Here is a 20,011-nt window from a genome sequence, read left to right on the forward strand (position 1 = left end):
CACATCCAATCGTTGAACGGATGGATATTCTCATGGGTGTGGAACATCCATCCGTTTTACAGCTTTATGATTAAATTTCATCTCATTAGGGATCGGCGTTGATCGACATGTTATGGATCGGCGTCAAGGTCATCCTCATTCGGCTCTTTCTCCGACTGCGTGATGCCCTCCTTAAAGCCCCGCAACGTCTTGCCAAACGTGCCGCCCAGTTCGGGAATCTTCTTTGGACCAAAAATTAGCATCGCCACAACCCCCACGATCACAACCTCAGTCCAGCCCAGGTTAAACATATGCGTCTCCGGTTAGTCGTCTTTATTCTAGACGGTCTAAGGGGCTGAGCAGGCTATCCGCGTTCAATCGGCATATCTAGCCACTCACTCAACTCGTGGGCAATCCATTCTAGTTCTGCTTCGGTGGCGATGCCAATGCCCCCATGCCTTCCGGTAAGCTGATACTCCCGGCGATTCGTCCGAATTTCTAGCGAGGCGGGCTTGTGGATGCGATCGCCATCCGAATCTTTCACAAAATGCTTCGGAACATAGACGAGTTTGTAAATATTTTGACGCTGATCATCGCGGGGGCGCGAGCATTTCAAGCCAAACATTTCCCATGTTAGCGAAATGTTATGTTGGTCGATCCGCAGACGCACCGAGCCAAATACCGGAAACAAAGCGCTCAGTGCCATGGCGATCCCGGCACTCCAGAACGGCAGCGAAAACAGGAGAAACGGAATATTGATTGGAAAGGGAATAAAGAAGGCAGAAAGCGTCCAGAAAAAGATGAAGGAATTCCATGCGATCGCAAAGGGTGCCAAGAACACGCTTGCCCACTGAAATCCGTTCGGCAAAATCACAACCTCAATGGCTTGATTGAGCTTACTAATCCGAACTCTGCTGCCTGCGGGTTGGTGAGGTATGACCTTGGCGTGGTGCCCGTCTGACGCGATCGGGACTGGAGGAGTATGCAATGCCTTGAGCGCCGCTTCTGCTGTGGAAAATCGCTTTTTCAAACTCGGTTCGGTCATCTGCCTTAGCCAAGCCACAAAACTAGGACTGAGGTTGACCAACGATTCAAATTCAATTCGCAAGTCATCTTGGGGCAAATCTGCCGGGTGTTGACCGGTGACAAGACAGATCAGCGTTGCGCCCAAGCTGTATATATCAGAGGCAGCCCCGACCCGTCCGCCAAATTGCTCTGGCGGCATATATCCGTAAGTTCCGACGATCGTTCTAGTACCAATATCTTTGGCAACGCAAGTTTGCACCGAGCCAAAATCAACGAGATACACTTGACCGGGGCTAGTTCCAGAACGATCGCCGAGCAAAATATTACTCGGTTTGAGATCGCGATGAATCACAGACGGCTGACGTTGGTGCAAATACGTCAAAATTTCTAGCAGATTGTGAGCTAGCTGCTTGATGTCGGCTTCGCTAAAGGTGCGCCCTGCTTGCAGATGTTGTTCTAAAGATGGGGCATCGATGTAGGTTTGCGCGATCGCAAAGCCCTTACGGGCTGGTTCGTCTACCTCAAAATAATCAAGATACTGGGGAATCGCTGGATGAGACAGTTCTTGCAGGGTGGCTGCTTCTCGCTCAAACAGCTTGAGATCGTCCCATTCAAACTCATTTCCGAAACTGAGCAGCTTGATCACAACTAGATTTTGAGTCTGCGAATCTCTGGCGAGAAAGGTTTGTCGTCCCGCCTTTTTACCTAGTTGTCGTTCGAGCTTGTAACGATTTGCCAGAAGATACATTTGCCAGAAGATACACTATGTGTGATTCCGAACCTTGAAGCGGAATTATTTCTAGTTTAGAATCTCCTCACTTGGGCTGCATCTAATGCTTGCAGCGCTTGCATTGCCGTTCCTAAGCGTTTTTCTAAACTTGTTTCCGTCATCCACTTGAGCCAATCGGCAAAGGCGGGGCTGAGATCTATCAACTGCTCAAACTCAAAGCGGTTGCCCTTTCGGGGGAGTTGGGAGGGGTGTTTGCCCGTCACGATCGCAATGATAGTTAGCCCCAAACTGTATAAATCGGACGCGGTGAGAGCCCGTCCACTCCACTGTTCGGGCGGTGTGTAATCGTGCGTGCCTACTAGCGTAAAGGCAGTTCCGCTGCCATCGTGTTTGTTAAACAGGGTTTTGACGGAGCCAAAATCAACCAAATGAGTTTTTTTCTCAGCAAGAATAATGCTGTTTGGTTTGATGTCGCGATGCACGATCGACGGATTACGGCTCTGCAAGTAAATCAAAATATATAAAATCGACTTGGCGATTTGCTTGGCTTCTGCCTCGGTAAAGGTTCGTTTGACTTTAAAGCATTCTTCGAGAGAGCGCCCCTTCACATAGGTTTGCACCAATGCCAAGGCTTGCCCAGTAGGAAGATTTTGCTGAAAGTACCCCAAATAGTTGGGAATCGATGGATGGGAGAGCGATTTGAGAATTTCTGCTTCTCGCTCAAACAATTTCAAATCATCGGGTCGCATGTTCTCATCGGTGCACAAGAGTTTGATGACGACCCGTTCTCCAGCGTGGACATCTTTGGCGAGCAATGTCCATCGACCGGACTGTTGTCCGAGTTCTCGTTCAATTTCGTAGCGATCGCCTAAAACTTGACCTACCATAGTTTGCTGTAGTTCACTCTTCACAGTCTGCATCACCTTCGTTTGGGATTAACCTCGAACTGATATTCTGAAAAAGCGAGACCATGCCATAATTCCGTTCCTCACTGTGTGTACTATGTCTTCCCGTTCTGCACCCTCGATTCGTGAACAGCAGCATCCCTTAATCCGAAATTTAGCAAACACCATCGAATCTACATGGCAGCGTCATCTAGATCTGTCTCCTTACAGGTTGCCAGAGGATTTGGGGTATGTCGAAGGACGGATGGAGGGCGAAAGGTTGGTGATTGAAAACGTCTGTTATCAGGCTCCTCAGTTTCGCAAACTTCATCTGGAGCTTGCCAAGGTTGGAACGATGCTAGACATTTTGCATTGCGTGATGTTTCCCCGCCCGGAGTATGGGCTGCCGATGTTTGGCACAGATCTTGTGGGTGGGCGCGGACAGGTGATCAGTATGGCGATCGTGGATCTTTCTCCGACCGATGCGGTGCGATCGCTGCCCGTCGAATATCAAGCGAGTCTAAAGGCGCTGCCAGCCGTAGAATTTTCTCAACAGCGCCCGGTGCCAGAGTGGGGCGATATTTTCTCTAGTTTCTGTCTGTTGGTGCGTCCGACCAGCCCAGAGGAGGAATCGGCGTTTTTGGCGCGGGTTGCCGATTATTTGGAGGTACATTGTCAACGCGCGATCGCCACTCTGCCAACACCGGAACGGCGGGATGAAATTCTCGCTGGGCAGCGCTATTACTGCGCTCAGCAGCAGCAAAATGACAAAACTCGCCGGGTGCTAGAGAAGGCGTTTGGTGAGGTGTGGGCAGAGCGCTATCTGACGACCGTTTTGTTTGATGTGGCGGAATAATCTGAATGGAGATGCAGACGGATTTTTAGGAGGGGTTGCTCTGGAAATTTGCGATGGACAAACACAATTGCCCCGTGTCAATCCATCCTACACTCCAGGGCATTCTGAGAGCACCATCTTAGCGTTGCCCAGAGTTTCTATGCCGCACGTTACTTCATCTTGGCACTTCGATCCGCAAGAAACCTACGTTCCGGTCTCCCACGAAGGCGCGATCGTGGGCTTTTGCAAACTCAACTACGCCAAGCACATCACCCATCAACTCAACCAACTAGAGCGGGTGCAAAAAGCATTACACCAAGCCTGTTACGAACTGACTGCCCGGACAGGCGGTAGCCCAGAGCGAGTTGATGAAATGGTGCAACGCTACCTTGATACTGCCAACCGTCCCCTAGCCGGAACGGCAATGATCGCCGCGATGTTGAGAGAGCGGCAGCAAGATCTTGACCTCAACCCCGATGAGTTTGCGAAATTCTGCGATTCGTATCGGCTTTCAATTCCCGAACTGCGGGCAATTTACGACGGGGACGAAATCGAGAGCTATCAGCTTGCGCCGTTGGCACGCATTTTGGGAACGACGATCGATCATGTGATTGCCGCATGGAAAGGCGAGTAAAAGAGTGTTCCAACGTCAAGGCTCTTTGGAAGCGATGCTTTGTTCTGATTGCCCGACCACTTCTCTGACCCGGTAAATCGGTCGCCCCTGGGATTCGTGATAGGTTCGCATCGAAATTTCTGCGACCAAGCCAAAGCTAAACAAATTTAACCCGGCGAGAAACAAAACAACCGCCAAAATCAGCAATGGGCGCTGACCGATGCTCGCCCCAAACCCAAACTTGAGTATGGCAAGATAGAGCGCGATCGCAGTTCCTGCCAACAGCGACACCCCACCAAACAGCCCAAACACATGCATCGGACGGGTAAGAAACGTTCGCATAAACGAGACAGTGAGCAGATCCATCACCACACGAAAGGTGCGATCGAGTCCATATTTGCTCTGACCAAAGCGCCGCGAATGATGCTTAACCGGCACTTCTGTAATTCGTGCGCCCTCGATAAACGCTAACGCAGGCAGAAAGCGATGCAACTCGCCATATAAATTCATATCCGCCACCAGTTCCGATCGGTAGACTTTGAGCGAGCAGCCATAATCGTGAAGCTGAACTCCGGTGACTTGCCCGATCAGCCAATTGGCGATCTTAGACGGAATTACCCGTGTAACAGCCGCATCCTGTCGATGTTTCCGCCAACCGCTCACTAAGTCGTAGCCCTCGTCTAATTTCTCTAGCAGCATCGGAATATCGCTCGGATCGTTCTGCAAATCTCCGTCTAGCGTAACGATCGCTTTTCCTCTGGCGTGGCTAAATCCGGCTGCCATAGCGGGAGTCTGCCCATAGTTGCGTCGCAAAATCACGGCTTTTAGATGGGGATGAGCGATCGCTTCTCGCTTTAGCAACGCATCCGACCCATCTTTAGAGCCATCATCGACACAGATAATTTCATAGCTCAAGGGGTGGGGGCTAAGACTCGTTGCGATCGCATCTAACAACATCGGAATGCTCTCTACCTCGTTATAAACCGGCACAACAATAGAGAGATCAGGCTGAAAGGTGGAGATAGGCGGCAGACTGTTTTGCAGAAGAGAGGGATTCATGGAGATCAGGGGCTGGCGATCGTAAAAGCAAAAACACGAGAAGAAATCTAGATTTGGATATCTTATCAACCTATTTTCCCTCAGGCTGATAGCTTTCTACCACGCGACCTGCCCCGCGCCATTGAAGGTAGTAGTTTCGGCTGACGCGATCGCCATCTACAGCTAGTTCACTGATCCCGATGCCATTCAGTCCAATATCTTTTCCAGAACTGTGAATGTAGCGGTTATCACCCAAATATAGCCCGACGTGTTTTGCTTTTTCCGGGGAGCCAAAAAAAACTAAATCTCCAGGGATTAAATCATCCTGCTTGATGGGTCTGACAAACCCTTCTTGCTGATAGGCATCTCGCGGCAACCGAATGCCCACAGAAGCAAACGCCGCTTGCATCAGCCCAGAGCAATCGTAATTGGGGGCAACGGTTCCGCCCCAGAGGTAGTGATTGGGAACCGCCATCGCAGCGTGAGTAAACGAGATCGCGCCCCCGATGCGATCGCGGATCTCCGGTTCAGTCAAAACCGGTGCACTATACCCCTGCTGAGATCGCTCCAAATGCTGTACATCCTTTGGGTTGAGCCAGCCCAGATAGCCATCTTCGCAGAGACGAACGTAAAGCGGGGACGGGGCTGCCAGATCCGTCACAATGGTGAGATATCTGCCAATTGCTGCTTGGGTTGCAAGCTCAGTGAGTTCTGCTGAATCGTAGAGATTTAGGGCGGCTTTGGTGAGATACTGCATGGAGATAACCCAATCAAAATGACTGAAACAGGATACAGGGTATAGGTTACATGGTTTTTCCATACCTTGCCCCCCTACCCCATTCTCGCCATGACTTTCTTTCACAAAGATGCACAACTCGAACCCTTGGGCGATCGCATCCTCGACTCAACCTTTGCCCAGTTTCCCGAACTAGCCCGAAACCAGCTTGCCCTAACGTGGATTGTGTACGATCCGCCGATTTTTGTGAACACTGGCGGCGCGATCGCACCCGAAGACTTTTGGCAGCGACCCGTGCGGGGCTATGCCTACCGAGGCGTGGAGAATGTGTATCCTGCCAGCGTGGTGAAGTTGTTTTATCTCGTAGCCGCCCACGAATGGCTTGAGCGCGGCATGATACCGCCCTCGGCAGAACTCGATCGGGCACTCCGAGACATGATTGTAGACTCTAGTAATGATGCCACAGGCTATGTGGTTGATGTGTTAACCGGAACCACTGGAGGACCTGAAATTCCGGATGCGCCGTTTGAAACGTGGAAATCTCAACGCAACATTGTGAATCGGTATTTTCAAGGCTTGGGTTGGGAAGAACTGGCAACGGTCAACATTAACCAGAAAACGTGGTGTGATGGTCCTTACGGGCGAGAACGAGCGTTCTACGGCGAGACGTTTGAGAATCGCAACCTGCTGACCACCAATGCCACTGCACGGTTGCTGCATAGTATCATCGGGGGTGTGGCAGTTAGCCCAACGCGATCGCGCCAAATGATGGAATTAATGCAGCGATCGCTCAACCCCGCCGATCTCCAAGCCAATCCCGAAAATCAGGTGACCGGATTTGTTGGGGCAGGCGTTCCGCCGCAGTCTGGGGTATGGTCAAAAGCCGGACTCACCAGCCAAGTCCGCCACGATGCCGCCTATATCCAACCGCCTGCTACCAACCCTTATTTACTAATCGTTTTTGTTGAGGGAAAAGCGCATAGTAATAATGAAGAAATCTTGCCATTTTTATCGCTACAAATCTTAGAAGCCATGAAACCGCTGTGAATGTCTAGAAAGACAAAATAGCCATTTCTTACGCAACCTTTTATACAGTTTTAAACTCAGTCATTTGACACAATATTTGCGTGTCCTAGAGTCAAATCACCATAACTCCCTGCCAAGTCACTTACAATGGTTTGGCAGTTTTACTGAGGATTTGATAAATTCGGCGGTGCGATCGCAACCCTGATAGCCCCAAAATACTACCCCAAAGAAAAGGAGCAAATGTTACTTTGCTCCCACGGATCGGTTCATTAAAAAAGTAGTAGCAAACGTTTTAGTTGGCGACCTCTGCAAATTCAACCACGCGCCCAGCGTAATCTTTGACTAAAAAATTGAGCGGTTTCTCTCGGCGAATTTTATGCTTTACACCCCGGGTTTGAACCCGCAGCAAGATTTGATCGAGACAATCGCGATCGAAGCAAACATGGCGATCGCGCTCTTTCTCGCCATAACTTGCTCCAGAAATCACATGCAGTTGAGTATTCTTCTTAAGCTGATACCACAACCCATCGCTGCCGCCCCGCGCCGTTGTGCTTCCCATGCTGCCAGACAGATACATCGGGTTGAGTCCAGCCGTTCCTAACGATTGCTCGTAATTGTAGTAATAATGGAGCGGAATCTCAGCTACCGGCAAACTTAACATACCTTCATAAAACTCTCGTGCCCCCTCCACATCCGACACCATCACCGTGTGAACTTTGGGCGCGCTGGTGAGAAACAGCCACATGGCAACGGCATAGGCTCCAAGGAGCATCACCATAATGCCTTGGGTAGAAAATAAAGTATCCATCATAGATAATTCACTGGCGCAAAAGGCTTACAAATTTAGCTACTAGTATTGCGGAGCTATTCCATTCTAACAAGGGGAAAGGAGGAGATCCGTAAGATTTTGCGAGATCCCTGGCGCTCCATTTTGTAAAAACTAGTCTAAAAAACCTGTGCCATTTCCCACAAGTCACTGTTATATAGTAAGTGGCATTTCCTAGTAGTTCTTCTGAGTTAAAGCTGTGCCTATTCCAACCTTTCCTGAAGCCAATCATCCGATCATTAAGTCACTATTTCATTACAACGATCAAGAGCTTTTGACCTTGTATCAGCGCTATCCTGACGCTGGGCAATACTTTATAGCGCTGTTTTGCCGCTACAGCCCGATGGTGTATACATTAATTCAGCACGCTGCCAAGTCACCCGTTCAAGCAGACTATTTATTTGCCCTGATTTGGCGGCATGTGTTCCATGAATTGGTCGGCGTTGATCTGCGCGCGTTTAGCGAAGGCGGCGGCACCTTTCAGGGCTGGCTGCTGGCGGTCACGGCGTCTGGCATCAACGAAGCAGCATTGCCTCCGGTCGAAGAGATTCACTACAACCTCAAAGCTGCCTCTCCGCCATTTTGGTGTTACCTCGATCGCGGCTTAAATCAACTGCCTGCTGCCACCCGATTAATGGTGCTGATGGCGCAAACGTTTCACTGGAGCGAAACTCGCATTTCGGCTTACTTACAAGCAGAAGGAGAGGATGTTCCGCCAGAACAGGTGAAAGCGCATTTGCGCCAAGGCTATCGACTGTTGGAGGACAATCTGCCAGACGATATTAGAGAGATTTATTTGAGTGGGCACTCTAGGCAAGAACCTGTGCGGTCTGAAATAAACTCAGACTCGCTGGAAAACAGCTTAAAAGAACTCGAATTTCTCTAACGGATGGAGGTAGGTCATGGGATGGGTAGCTCGATTTGCAGTGGGAATGGTTTCCGCTTTGGTGGCCGCAGGTGCAATTGGGTTTCCGAGCATGGCAGGCGACCTGACTCGACAACTGACGGCTGCGCCTCGCGATCGCATAGACGAAAGCTTGCGCCATAAAGCCGATCGTGCGGTTCAACTTGGTTCTCAGCAGCATGATGCTGGGCAAGGAACTGCCGCCATTAGCTCCGCAGGAATCACCGCTTGGCAAAGCGCGATCGACCTTTATCGCCAGATTGGGGATACCGAAGCTCAGGGGCGGGTTTACGATTTGCTGGGCTACACTTACGCCAAAGCCGGGCAGCTAAGAAATGCGGACGATGCCTTTCGGCGGCGGCTCGCGATCGCACGGGATAATCAAGATACTCAAGGGCAAATCTACGCGCTCAACAATATTGGCACCATTTTGGTGCAGCGTCGCAGCTTAGCCGAAGCTAAAAAAGCCTTTACCGAAGCCCAAGACGTTTCTCGACAAATTCGCCACACGGTCGGGCAGGGCATCTCGCTGAGCAATCTTGGCTTGGTGGCTTATTTGCAAGGTCGATATCCAGAGGCGATCGCTCAGTTAGAGCAAGCCAGAATCTTTCGGGGTCAGGCTAAAGATGCCATCGGAGAAGCAAACACACTGAGCAACCTGGGCGATGCCTACCAAGCGATGGGAGATTCCCGCTCTGCCTATGTTGCTCATCGTCAGGCGTTGTTTTTAGGGCAGCAAGGCTCTGATCGCCCGACTCAATTTCGAGCGTTGGATGGCATGATTGCCTCGTATCGCGGAGCCGGACAAGACTCTAACTTGGTGAATGCCCTCAATGAGCGGCTGGCGCTATCGAGTAGAGATAATAACTCAATGCAGGTGTTGACTTCGCTCAAAGCGATCGCGCATCATCATCGGCAAACTGGCGATTTGCTCAACGCCCAAAGCTACTACGAGCAAGCCTTGGACGTGGCACGATCGGTCAATGCAACCCAAGATCGAGACTTTTTAATGACGCAGATCGGCGCGCTAAAGTCTCGGAAGTTTTTGCGATAGGATAGCAGGCTCAAGAGGCTCACCCCCCAACCCGTTCGCACCGGAGAGAGCGCTAGAGTGCGGTTTTCTGAGCCTCCAAAGAGAAGAAGTTGGGCAGTCTTAGTGATGGATGCTATTGAACTTGCCGAAACCACTCGGTGATGCCATCAGCCAGGGTAAGCGCCAGTTTCTCTTGCTCTTTGCGATCGCGAATCCATTCAAACTCGTCGGGATTGATCATAAACCCTAGCTCCAGCAGCACTGATGGTGTTACGGTCGGGCGAGTCAGCGCTAGGTTATTCCAAAACACGCCGTAGGATGGGCGGTTGAGCGTTTTTATCAAGTAATCGTGCATAAACTCTGCCAAACTCTGTGCCTGAGTTTGATACCAAAACGCCGCCACACCTTGGGTATTGATTGCGTCGCCATCATCGGGAAGCGCATTGTAGTGAATGCTCAACGCGATCGCAGGTTCGGCTTTTGCGATCGCTGCCACTCGCGGCGGCAAGTCTAAATCCACATCTGTGGTACGGGTCATCACAACCGTTGCCCCTCGTTTCACAAGTTCTTGACGTAACAATTGACTCGTCAATAAATTTACCGATTTCTCAGGATAGCCCGTTGGACCTCGTGATCCTTGATCATCAGGTCCGCCATGTCCCGGATCAAGAAGAATTTTTATTCCGTTTAATGCAGTTGGGCTGCGACCCTGCGATCGCTGTGGCTTAGGCGGATGTCTCAGCGATAGAACTAACGTTGTTCCTTCATAGCGAAGCTTGTATCCCCACTGTTGCTCATTCTTGAGGCTAATCCGATATTGAACTTTCATTGGATCTGTTTGTTGCCAATCCAATCTAGCAATCACTGGCTCATTCACAAGCCGAATCGTATCCGTTTGTGCTGTCGTGTTATAGAGCGTGAGATTAAATACACTATTTTCCTGCTGAACTGACACCGGAACCGGAGCCTGGAGGGGAAACAGCACTTCTGTCCAGTTTCCAGCAACTCGCGAGGTGATGCCTCGAATTAATGACTTAACTGGAACCGAGCCAGGAATCACTTTCGTCTCGCTCGCTCTCACCCAACCGCCATAGTCAAGCCTGAGCCAATCGCCCTCTCGACCCGTCACCGTGGCGCGGGTGCCTTTCGGCAGCGGAGTCAGTCGTGAATAATCGGTGCTAGCTCCGGTTCTCGCCGTTCCCTGATCTACCGTTACTTCAACAACCTCTAGCTGTGTAGGAGCAAGAACTTTGATTTTTCCAGGAGCCGCTTGGGCAAAACTGGCTCCATTGAAATTGAGAAGATACTCAGGCTGACCCAATTCTCCTGCGGCTTCAGCCGTAGTACAGCCAGCATACTGTCCGGGGTCGGTGGTGGTGGGTTGGGTTAGCCCGGTGAGAACGCCAGAATTAGCAGGGAGATTGGCGATCGCGCTTTGGCGCTGGAGGGCAATAATCCGATCACCCAACTTCACCGAAACTAACGCCTTCGGAGGTGCGATCGCGCTAAAGCAAATCAGTTCGCCGGGAAGCCGAACAATGTCTGTCGCAGGCGTGAGCGAGTCTTGACCAAACGTTGCCCCTTGAGGCGCAACTGGCTCCATCGAAGCGCGCGTCACGGTCAGCTTTACTTCTTGATCGGCGTACCGCACCGTAAAGGGATTTGCTCCCACCTTGAGCGGAAAGCTCGGCGCAAAATGCCCCGCCGTGCTGCGGGAAATCGCGGTGCCATTGACCAAAACATCGCCCTTGAGCGGTGCCGTGCCAATCAGAAAAATTTGCTTTGCCGTCGTCTCATGATCGATTGGCGGATAAATGATAGTGAGCGATGGATTTGCCCACGCTGATGTGACAATTATGACGGTCATTGCGATCGCAACCACCACCGAACCTAAAACTCTTTTCATGCCAAGCCGCAACAAAGTAGGGATAAGGTAACACGAGAGTGAATTCTTAACGTGAGAACTTTAAAAGGACGTTACGGTCGAGAGAAGGAATAACGACCTTGATCCCGTTGGGCGATCAGAAGTTCCCCACGTCAGATCCCTTGGTCATCAAAGCGGCAGACGTTTTGGCACGCTGTCTACGGCTCATATCGCAGCTATCAGCGCTGCTCTTGGTCATCCTTTGCGATCGCGCTGATGCCTGAAATTCTAAACCTCTGAGTTCTAGACAGCATAAAGTTCCCGACCTCGCCCATCTCCCCCTCAACTCAACGTTAATAATCTACTAGATACGGTATGATACAGTCCGCAGTCAGATGAACCACAACAGATATGGCACAGCATCGCATCACGCTTCTTCCTGGCGATGGGATTGGTCCTGAAATCATGGCAGTTGCCGTCAAGGTGCTGAAAACAGTCGGTCAAAAATTTGAGCTTGCGTTTGAATTTCAAGAAGCACTGATTGGAGGCGCAGCGATCGATGCCACAGGTGAACCGCTGCCTGCCGAAACCCTAGCCAAGTGCAAAGATAGCGATGCTGTGCTGCTAGCCGCGATCGGGGGATACAAGTGGGACACGCTACCCCGCCATCTCCGCCCCGAAACTGGGCTGCTCGGACTCCGCGCCGGACTCGGACTCTTCGCCAACCTCCGCCCCGCCATCATTCTGCCGCAACTGATCGATGCTTCGTCCCTCAAGCGAGACGTGGTTGAAGGCGTCGATATTATGGTCGTACGCGAACTGACGGGCGGGATTTATTTTGGTCAGCCCAGAGGCGTTTTCACGACCGAAATGGGCGAAAAGCGTGGTGTCAACACCATGGCATACACCGAATCTGAAATTGATCGCATCGGGCGAGTTGCCTTTGAAACCGCCCAGAAACGTGGCAAAAAGCTTTGCTCTGTGGATAAAGCCAACGTGCTAGAAGTATCGCAACTGTGGCGCGATCGCATCACCGCCCTAGCCGCCGATTATCCCGATGTAGCGCTTTCTCATCTCTATGTCGATAATGCCGCCATGCAGCTAGTCCGCGCTCCCAAGCAGTTTGATACGATCGTCACCAGCAATCTCTTCGGCGACATCCTATCTGATGCCGCTGCCATGCTGACGGGCAGCATTGGCATGCTACCTTCTGCAAGTTTGGGCACATCGGGTGCAGGCGTCTACGAACCGGTTCATGGTTCCGCGCCAGACATCGCCGGACAGGATAGAGCAAATCCGTTAGCGCAGGTTTTGAGTGCCGCCATGATGCTGCGTTACACCCTACATCAGCCCGAAGCAGCACGCCATATCGAACAAGCAGTGCTTAAAGTATTGGATCAAGGCTATCGAACGGGAGACATTATGGCAGAAGGCAACACCCTGATTGGCTGTGAAGCGATGGGCAATGTCCTGATCAGCGCGCTATCCCAGGAATAGATAAATCGTCAGGGCTAAATCCCCAATTTCGATCTGTCTCTATCGTTGGATAGGTCTTTTATCGTTCATATTTCATTTCTTTTGTCAATCATAGTCTTTAACAGTAGGATACACTCGGAACAAAACGTGAGGATAGAATCTGTGGTTAATGCTTTACCCAGGATGGACACAGGAGCAGACGTGGATGATGGCAGCTTTGCGGCGTACCTCGACCCGATGGTGATTCGCTCGGCTCGCCAAATTTATGAAACCTATTATTCGGTACACCCAGAACTGACGGAGCCACCGCTTGGGGTTGCCATCAATCGGGTGACGCATCGCGGCAAACTGATCTTCACCAGAAAACCCGCTTTGCTTCCTCAAGAATGCTTCATTCCCTTCGATTTGATTCAATCAACGGCCTACTAGAGAGAACGAAGGGTAAGTAGAACCAGGGAGTAGAGTGGCCGTTAACTCGGTAACTCATCCATAACTTTACGCTGGCTGTGGGGAAGATTAGAGGTTAAATTGTCCAATCGCTACCCCTAGCCGCTGTTTGTTATGGAATTTTTTCTAGTGCTGCCTGCCTGCTTTATCGTGTTTGCGCTGGGTGCATCGATCGGTAGTTTTCTCAATGTGGTGGTTTATCGGCTTCCCGCCAAGTTATCCATCCTCTACCCGCCATCGCGCTGCCCCCACTGTTTGACGCGATTAAAGAAACATCACAATGTGCCTGTGTTAGGTTGGCTGTGGCTCAACGGCAAATGCAACCACTGCAAAAGTCCGATTTCTAAGCGCTATCCGCTCGTTGAAGCTAGCACGGGGCTGATATTTTTACTTGTATTTCTAACGTTTGGTCTATCAGTTCAAACGATTGGCTATTGGGCATTTCTCAGTTGGTTGGTCGCTCTTTCTATCATTGATTTGGATACGATGACTCTCCCAGAATCGTTGACTCGCTCAGGTCTGGTTGTGGGATTGGGATTTCAGCTTTTCTCAGGCTGGACGGTATCCGGATTCACGGGTGCAATTCAAAACCTGATGATGGGTGCGATCGCGGCGGTTCTCGGTATCTGGTTGCTGGATATCATTGCGATCGTTGGCTCGGTTGTTTTCGGTCAGCAAGCGATGGGCGCAGGCGATTCTAAGCTGATGGCGATGATAGGCGCGTGGCTCGGTTGGAAATCGTTGCTGTTAGCCGGATTTCTAGCGTGTGCCTCCGGGGCGCTAGTGGGTGGCGGTGCGATCGCCCTGGGCATTTTGTCCCGTCGTCAACCCATGCCATTCGGTCCATTTCTAGCCTTGGGAGCCGCGATCGCTCTCTTCTACGGAGAACGGCTGATCTCTAGCTATTTGAGTCTGTTTCCAACCTAAGGATGTGAAGCAACCTAAAGCGGTGCCCTTTTTCAACGCTTGTGCCACGATCACCCAAGCCTAGCCCTCACAGCCATTTCACGAACCAACGGGCAAACGCTTCGCCATCCCAGTTTTGCACCTCTACACGAGGCAACTCGAAGCAATTGCTCGTATGCACAACTTTGCTAGCCTTCGTAGAGCAAGCACAGGCAAAATCTGTTGTTCGCATAACATCAAGCGTCTGTGTATTGTAGTTGCCGTAAGGATAGGCAAAACTGCTGATAGAATACCCTAGCAGCGTTTCGAGGGCGGCTTTGCCTTGCTGAATTTCTTGCTGCTGCAAGGTTGCAGATAAGGTTGAAAGCGGCGGATGATAAACGGTATGTGCGCCAATCTCGATCAAACTTCCGTCCCCTAGCTGACGCACTTCTTCTGGCGAAAGAGAACGGTGAGTGAGACGAGTGGTAGACTCAATACCTGACCACGAGGCAAGTTGGGTAAGGAGGTTCTGCCGTTCTGGCTCAGGCAACGGAAAGCATAAGCGGCTCAGCGATCGGTAGATTGAGTGACGAATGGTTGGGTCGGCATTTGCAGCAGTGTAAATCGTCCACGTGCGATCGCGCTCAAAATCGGCTTCAGAATAATCGGCAACCTCACCCAAATCCCATTCATAAACATCACCGCTAATTTCTAAACGCAACCGTTGCGGAAGATGCCCAGGCTGTAAAAACACACGCTCTAATGCATCCCACCAAAACTCTTGATTGCGGTTCCAATTTCCAGTAGGAACAAACATCGTTGCAGGAGCATTGTATTTTTCAAGCAGAGGCTTTGCAGTCAACAAATTATCTGCATAGCCATCATCAAAGGTGATGGCAACAGTTTGCTCTAGAGGCTTTCTCGCTTGAGCCATTTCTACCATTTCTTGTAAAGGAAGAATGCGGCAATGGCGGCTCAAAACTTCAAGCTGCTCGGAGAAATGACGAGGTGAGACACACACGCGACATGGGTCATTCGGTGGCTCATCAATGCGGTGATACATCAGGATAATGCCTCCTGAGATGAGCCGATTTTTAATCGTATCGGTTACGCGCTGCAATTTTCCAAGTCCGGGAATTCTCATGGCTCATCTCACAGCTTTTTAAGCGTGCGTAATTGTTGAAAAGCAGAATCTAACCATAGATATATTGGCAGAGACTTTTATAAGTAAGCTCTAAACAAAGCGAATTCTTTAAGACACCTTGCTGAGTTATAAAGTTTTTGAAAGGTATGCGATGAGGAGGGCTGTTTTGTGCTTTTAGAAGAAAATTTATTTTTTATCAAATCTTTCGGAGTTGCGCCTTGCACCGATCGCGGCACTCCTCCAGAAATCGGCAGACCACAATAGTAGAATGACCAAATCGAGTAATGAATTTGTGAAGGCTCGGTAGGTCAGCTTATGAAATTTCAACGCACGTCCCTGATTCTAATTTTCCTTGCCTTGGCGTTTGGTGGAGTCGTTTATTATTACGAGTTTGGGCAGCCTCAGCGCGAGGAGGCAACGTTAGACTCAACGCCTATTTTCAATTTTGCAGAGGCAGACATCACGAGCTTTACGGTGAAAACCTCGGATCAGCCTACCCTGACGTTTGAGAGGCAAGTGGGAGTGACGCCTGCAGTGTGGCAGATGAGAACGCCAGAAACCACGCAAGCTGATGATGGTGCGGTGGCGTTTTTGCTAAACCTGCTGGCAACCGGAAGGAGCGATCGTATCCTCTCTGTTGCCCCCAACCGCAAAGCAGAGTTTGGACTCGATCAACCCTCCGCTACTGTTGAAATCAAACTTGCGAATCAAGAGACGCATCAATTCGTTCTCGGCAAACCTAACTTTAATCGCAGCTTTTTGTATGCTTTAGCCGATCCGCCTGTCAATACTAATCAAGATTTGGCGGTGCTGCTCGTGCCGATCGACGCTCAAAACGCCGTTGATCGCCCGTTGGCTGAATGGAAAAAAGAAAAACCCAAGCCTACTCCGAACGCCTCACCGAGTCTTGCCCCGTCAGGCAATGTCAATCCAAATGTCAATCCAAATGTCAATCCAAATGTCAATCCAAATGCCAATCCATCGGTTCGCCCATCGGTTAGCGCCCCTCCGAGTCCATCGGTTAGTGCTTCTCCGAGTCCATCGGCGGCTCCGCAAAGCAGCGCCAGTCCTGCTGCCTCTACCCCGTCATCCCCGCGATCGCAATGACCTTTCCAACGGCTACTCTGCTCATTTCCTGCCCCGATCAAAAAGGCTTGGTCGCTAAAATTGCTAGTTTCATCTACTCCAATGGTGGCAATATTATTCACGCTGACCAGCACACAGACTTTTCGGCAGGGCTATTTCTCAACCGGATTGAGTGGCAGTTAGCAGGATTTCAGTTGCCCCGTGCGGTGATCGAGCCAGCCTTTCAAGCGATTGCCACTCCCCTCAACGCAACGTGGCAACTCCACTTTTCAGACACCACGCCTCGGATCGCTCTTTGGGTGAGTAAGCAGGATCACTGTCTGTTCGATTTGCTGTGGCGTCAGCGATCGGGTGAATTGCAAGCAGACATTCCCCTGATTCTGAGCAATCATGAAAAACTAGGCGCGATCGCAGAACAATTTGGCATCGATTTTCATCACCATGCGATCGCTAAAGAAACCAAAGCAGAACAAGAAGCCAAACAGTTAGAACTCTTAGAGAAATACAACATCGATTTAGTGGTTTTGGCAAAATATATGCAGGTGCTAAGTCCTAATTTCGTTGCTCAATTTCCGACCATAATTAACATTCATCACTCGTTTTTACCTGCCTTTGCAGGCGCAAACCCCTATGAGAGAGCATTTGAGCGTGGCGTAAAGATTATCGGCGCAACGGCGCACTATGTCACCGAAGATTTGGATGAAGGACCAATCATTGAACAAGATGTGGTGCGGGTCAGCCACCGAGACAACACCGCCGATTTGATTCGCAAAGGAAAAGATTTAGAGCGCGTTGTTTTAGCAAGAGCAGTACGGCTACATTTGCAAAATCGTGTCTTGGTTTATGGAAATCGTACCGTCATCTTTGGATAACGTATACCTATTTTTGGGTGAAACTAACGCTTCAGTCTGCATAGACCAAAGCGTTAGTTTATGCGAGTCAATTGGTGAACTCTACCTATTCTATGAATTGTTCAACACACCTTGTAACTTCGTCCGAAACTCTCCTTTTGGATGCCCGCCTTTCACCTCACCGATGATGGTGAACGCACCTTCCGGCGAATCACAAACAATATAGGTCGGCCATCCCATCTCAGATTTATCCGGATATTGAGCTAAAAGAACACTGCGATATTTGCGATAGGTTGCGGTGTCTTGCATCTTTACATCAATAAATTGAAGCCCCAGTTCTTCAGCAACTTTTTGATCGTAAAATGCCATTTTGTGACAAATGCCACAATCTTCAGAAGAAAACTTGATTACTGCGCGAGTCATAGCCACTTTACATACAAATCTGCACTAGTCAGCGTAAAGGATTACAGAATTTTTCAAAACGGTTTTAGCAAAATTCTTTAGAGTTGGCTTTCTAGCGCCAGAACATCGCGCGCAAAGCAGGGATAATAAGCCTATCTATCCTTTGCTTCATAAATGCCTTATGCTCCGTAAACTTCCCTTAGGAATGCTGCTCCTGTGTGCGGGTGGCGTTGTCACCGTTGTTGGGATTGCTGCTTATCTTCTTGACTATGCCGCCCTGAACATGGTCGGCTTTTTCTATGGCATTCCGCTCTTTTTAGGGGGAGTCGCCCTCAAAATTACTGAGTTAAAGCCTGTGCCGTTCATGGCTCAGACAACGCCAGAGGTTTTAGCACTGCGAGAACAGCAAGCAACCAGCACCCAGACCCAGATTCTCAACGATGTGACCCGTTACCGCTATGGGCAGAAAGCGCATTTTGACAGCGCTTTGAATTATCTCGGACTTAGCCCTATCGAAAAACAACGTCCTGAACTGGCGGCAGTGCGCGAAGAATCTAGAAATGGAGCCTATACACTGGTGCTTTTGTTTGATTCTGCCTATCTCTCTTTTGACCTGTGGAAGCAGCGCCAGGACAAAATGACGAATTTTTTCGGTCCGGGAGTAAAGGTGGAGTTGGCGCAGCCGGATGAAGATGAGGTAGAAGTTTCAATTATTGCTGCGCCTGCGATCGCGGCTACAGTCGAGTAACTGACCAGCGCAGGATGGCACGCCTATCTATCTTGTTTCAAACATAGGCGGTGTTCTCACTTTTCTAGGCGCACAGCATACCACTGCAAATACTGACCTGGAGCCAGATCCAACTCATAGGTTGTGTTAATTAAGTAGGTGACTTGCTCATCTACGGTGGCAAATTGCTGTAAGTCTATCGGCAAATCATCGGGGTGAGAAGACAGCCGCGATCGTAGCTTCTGCCCTAATTCTTCTACTGACAAAATTTGCTCTGGCTGGTTTGTTTCCAGCACCACAAAATAATCTTCTTGATACATCAATGAATTTGGCATCGGCTCTTATCGCAGGTTCAACAGGTTCCATTGAGAGGCTTTTCCCAGGCTCTCAAATCCCCCGCAAGTGGGAACCGAAAGCGCTTTCCCGTATGATATCTAGAATACATTACTGCTTCAATGCTCTTTCAAAAGGAATCGTGCTGCTATGCCGGGATCTGTCCGTCTGATTTTTAATCCTGTGGCGGGTCAGGGTGACCCCGACCAAGAGCTAGCCCTGATCAAGACTCTACTAGCTGATCTCAATCTAGAAGTGTGTGTGACCTCCAAAGAGATAGGAGCCGATGCCCTTGCCGAAGAAGCCGTTCAGCAGGGTGTTGATGCCGTGATTGCTTCGGGCGGAGATGGCACATTATCTGCGGCAGCCAAGGCGCTGATGGGAACGGGTATTCCCCTAGGTGTGATCGCGCGGGGAACAGCAAATGCCTTTGCCAATGCCCTAGAAATCCCAACCACGATCGAGGGAGCTTGCAAAACAATTTTGCACCAGTACACGCAGAAAATTGATATTGCATCTTGCAATGGTCAGCCCATGGTCTTGCTTGCTGGCATTGGCTTTGAGGCAGAGACGGTTGAGAAAGCAAATCGGGAAGCGAAAAATCGGTTTGGCATTTTGGCTTATGTTCTGGCGGGGTTGAGACAGTTGCGCGACATGGAACAGTTTGAAGCTGAAGTTGAAACCGATGACAAGGTGATTTCGTTTAGTGCGTCTGCTTTGACGGTGGCAAACGCCGCTCCCGCAACTTCTGTACTGGCGCAGGGTCCGTCAGGGTTGGTGGTGGATGATGGGTTGCTGGATCTGACGATCGTAGCGCCAACCAATCGGGCTAGCGCCATCACTGCGACCTACCATCTCTTTCAGTCGGCAATCAGCGGCAACCCTTCTGACCGCGACGATATTGGATATGTGCGATCGCGCCGCTTTAAGGTCACGACCCATCCGCCTCAGAAGGTGGTTCTCGATGGCGAAATGATTGGGACAACGCCTGTTGATATTGAATGCATCCCCGCCGGTTTGACGGTGTTTCTGCCCTCGCCCAACGAGGACGCGATCGCCACCGAGAAACTGGATGGATTGCCTGACTTAGTGATCGAATCCAAAGATTAGCGGTTTTCCTCGCTAGAATGCTCAAGCGATGCAGTATATAAAGAATAGGGCTG

At 50.3% G+C, this 20,011-nt stretch carries 22 protein-coding genes; 12 read left to right on the forward strand and 10 right to left on the reverse strand.

Annotated elements, in window-relative coordinates; translation table 11 throughout:
- Nucleotides 1–110 precede the first annotated feature (110 nt).
- Genes GS601_RS01020 through GS601_RS01030 form a run of 3 tightly spaced genes read right to left on the reverse strand, consistent with a single transcriptional unit; the run spans nucleotide 111 to nucleotide 2,622 of the window.
- Nucleotides 111–290, reverse strand: a complete 180-nt coding sequence (locus GS601_RS01020) for a Sec-independent protein translocase subunit TatA/TatB (RefSeq protein ID WP_162421285.1) — start codon at nucleotides 288–290, stop codon at nucleotides 111–113.
- Nucleotides 291–343: 53 nt separating this feature from the next.
- Entirely contained in the window at nucleotides 344–1,753 is a 1,410-nt protein-coding gene (locus GS601_RS01025) for a serine/threonine protein kinase (protein ID WP_162421286.1), read from the reverse strand.
- A 56-nt stretch (nucleotides 1,754–1,809) separates the two neighbouring features.
- Complete coding sequence (locus tag GS601_RS01030) at nucleotides 1,810–2,622, reverse strand: serine/threonine protein kinase (RefSeq protein ID WP_162421287.1); 813 nt, start codon at nucleotides 2,620–2,622, stop codon at nucleotides 1,810–1,812.
- 115 nt (nucleotides 2,623–2,737) lie between these two features.
- Between GS601_RS01030 and GS601_RS01035 the strand changes: the two genes are divergently transcribed.
- Entirely contained in the window at nucleotides 2,738–3,475 is a 738-nt protein-coding gene (locus GS601_RS01035; protein WP_162421288.1) for a phycocyanobilin:ferredoxin oxidoreductase, read from the forward strand.
- Nucleotides 3,462–4,088: a hypothetical protein gene (locus GS601_RS01040; protein ID WP_238392877.1), complete on the forward strand. Its 627-nt coding sequence runs from the start codon at nucleotides 3,462–3,464 to the stop codon at nucleotides 4,086–4,088. The genes GS601_RS01035 and GS601_RS01040 overlap by 14 nt, the downstream gene beginning before the upstream one ends.
- A gap of 15 nt (nucleotides 4,089–4,103) precedes the next feature.
- Here the strand turns inward: GS601_RS01040 and GS601_RS01045 are convergent, their stop codons facing one another.
- Both GS601_RS01045 and GS601_RS01050 read right to left on the reverse strand, forming a co-directional pair.
- A complete protein-coding gene (locus GS601_RS01045) occupies nucleotides 4,104–5,126 on the reverse strand; it encodes a glycosyltransferase family 2 protein (protein WP_162421289.1) in 1,023 nt (340 codons plus the stop codon).
- Nucleotides 5,127–5,196: 70 nt separating this feature from the next.
- Nucleotides 5,197–5,862 carry a C40 family peptidase gene (locus tag GS601_RS01050; RefSeq protein ID WP_162421290.1) on the reverse strand — a complete coding sequence of 222 codons (666 nt, stop codon included), beginning with the start codon at nucleotides 5,860–5,862 and terminating at the stop codon, nucleotides 5,197–5,199.
- Nucleotides 5,863–5,952: 90 nt separating this feature from the next.
- On the opposite strand from GS601_RS01050, the gene GS601_RS01055 reads away from it, so the two are divergent.
- On the forward strand, nucleotides 5,953–6,888 hold the full coding sequence (locus GS601_RS01055; RefSeq protein WP_162421291.1) for a serine hydrolase: 936 nt from the start codon (nucleotides 5,953–5,955) through the stop codon (nucleotides 6,886–6,888).
- Between the two features lie 271 nt (nucleotides 6,889–7,159).
- Here GS601_RS01055 and GS601_RS01060 read toward each other — a convergent pair whose 3' ends face one another.
- Complete coding sequence (locus tag GS601_RS01060; protein WP_202924765.1) at nucleotides 7,160–7,678, reverse strand: VOC family protein; 519 nt, start codon at nucleotides 7,676–7,678, stop codon at nucleotides 7,160–7,162.
- 214 nt (nucleotides 7,679–7,892) lie between these two features.
- Here GS601_RS01060 and GS601_RS01065 point away from each other — a divergent pair, with 214 nt between their 5' ends.
- Nucleotides 7,893–8,579 (forward strand): sigma-70 family RNA polymerase sigma factor, encoded by a 687-nt coding sequence (locus GS601_RS01065; protein ID WP_162421292.1) that lies wholly within the window; start codon nucleotides 7,893–7,895, stop codon nucleotides 8,577–8,579.
- 16 nt (nucleotides 8,580–8,595) lie between these two features.
- Nucleotides 8,596–9,651: a tetratricopeptide repeat protein gene (locus GS601_RS01070; RefSeq protein WP_162421293.1), complete on the forward strand. Its 1,056-nt coding sequence runs from the start codon at nucleotides 8,596–8,598 to the stop codon at nucleotides 9,649–9,651.
- Between the two features lie 112 nt (nucleotides 9,652–9,763).
- On the opposite strand, the gene GS601_RS01075 is transcribed toward GS601_RS01070, so the two are convergent.
- The gene (locus GS601_RS01075) at nucleotides 9,764–11,536 is read right to left on the reverse strand and encodes an N-acetylmuramoyl-L-alanine amidase (protein ID WP_162421294.1); all 1,773 of its coding nucleotides are present in this window, start codon (nucleotides 11,534–11,536) and stop codon (nucleotides 9,764–9,766) included.
- A 369-nt stretch (nucleotides 11,537–11,905) separates the two neighbouring features.
- Between GS601_RS01075 and leuB the strand changes: the two genes are divergently transcribed.
- From leuB to GS601_RS01090, 3 genes are all read left to right on the forward strand, one after another.
- The gene (leuB, locus tag GS601_RS01080) at nucleotides 11,906–12,991 is read left to right on the forward strand and encodes a 3-isopropylmalate dehydrogenase (RefSeq protein WP_162421295.1); all 1,086 of its coding nucleotides are present in this window, start codon (nucleotides 11,906–11,908) and stop codon (nucleotides 12,989–12,991) included.
- A 141-nt stretch (nucleotides 12,992–13,132) separates the two neighbouring features.
- Entirely contained in the window at nucleotides 13,133–13,399 is a 267-nt protein-coding gene (locus GS601_RS01085; protein WP_338016928.1) for a hypothetical protein, read from the forward strand.
- Nucleotides 13,400–13,531: 132 nt separating this feature from the next.
- Entirely contained in the window at nucleotides 13,532–14,344 is an 813-nt protein-coding gene (locus tag GS601_RS01090; RefSeq protein WP_162421296.1) for a prepilin peptidase, read from the forward strand.
- A 67-nt stretch (nucleotides 14,345–14,411) separates the two neighbouring features.
- On the opposite strand, the gene GS601_RS01095 is transcribed toward GS601_RS01090, so the two are convergent.
- Nucleotides 14,412–15,449, reverse strand: a complete 1,038-nt coding sequence (locus GS601_RS01095; protein WP_162421297.1) for a polysaccharide deacetylase family protein — start codon at nucleotides 15,447–15,449, stop codon at nucleotides 14,412–14,414.
- A 315-nt stretch (nucleotides 15,450–15,764) separates the two neighbouring features.
- Between GS601_RS01095 and GS601_RS01100 the strand changes: the two genes are divergently transcribed.
- Together GS601_RS01100 and purU are read left to right on the forward strand one after the other, a co-directional pair.
- Nucleotides 15,765–16,556: a DUF4340 domain-containing protein gene (locus tag GS601_RS01100; protein ID WP_202924766.1), complete on the forward strand. Its 792-nt coding sequence runs from the start codon at nucleotides 15,765–15,767 to the stop codon at nucleotides 16,554–16,556.
- Nucleotides 16,553–17,407 (forward strand): formyltetrahydrofolate deformylase, encoded by an 855-nt coding sequence (gene purU / locus GS601_RS01105; protein ID WP_162421298.1) that lies wholly within the window; start codon nucleotides 16,553–16,555, stop codon nucleotides 17,405–17,407. Before GS601_RS01100 ends, purU begins: the two co-directional genes overlap by 4 nt.
- Nucleotides 17,408–17,497: 90 nt before the next feature.
- Here purU and GS601_RS01110 read toward each other — a convergent pair whose 3' ends face one another.
- On the reverse strand, nucleotides 17,498–17,809 hold the full coding sequence (locus GS601_RS01110) for a thioredoxin family protein (protein WP_162421299.1): 312 nt from the start codon (nucleotides 17,807–17,809) through the stop codon (nucleotides 17,498–17,500).
- A gap of 160 nt (nucleotides 17,810–17,969) precedes the next feature.
- On the opposite strand from GS601_RS01110, the gene GS601_RS01115 reads away from it, so the two are divergent.
- A complete protein-coding gene (locus tag GS601_RS01115) occupies nucleotides 17,970–18,536 on the forward strand; it encodes a DUF2854 domain-containing protein (RefSeq protein WP_162421300.1) in 567 nt (188 codons plus the stop codon).
- A gap of 56 nt (nucleotides 18,537–18,592) precedes the next feature.
- Here the strand turns inward: GS601_RS01115 and GS601_RS01120 are convergent, their stop codons facing one another.
- Nucleotides 18,593–18,850, reverse strand: coding sequence for a CRR7 family NDH-1 assembly protein (locus tag GS601_RS01120; RefSeq protein WP_162421301.1), 258 nt, complete (start codon nucleotides 18,848–18,850; stop codon nucleotides 18,593–18,595).
- 148 nt (nucleotides 18,851–18,998) lie between these two features.
- Here GS601_RS01120 and GS601_RS01125 point away from each other — a divergent pair, with 148 nt between their 5' ends.
- A complete protein-coding gene (locus GS601_RS01125; RefSeq protein WP_162421302.1) occupies nucleotides 18,999–19,958 on the forward strand; it encodes a YegS/Rv2252/BmrU family lipid kinase in 960 nt (319 codons plus the stop codon).
- The last annotated feature ends 53 nt before the right edge of the window (nucleotides 19,959–20,011 follow it).

The organism is Myxacorys almedinensis A (assembly GCF_010091945.1).
GTDB classification, from domain to species: Bacteria; Cyanobacteriota; Cyanobacteriia; order Leptolyngbyales; family Leptolyngbyaceae; genus Myxacorys; species Myxacorys almedinensis.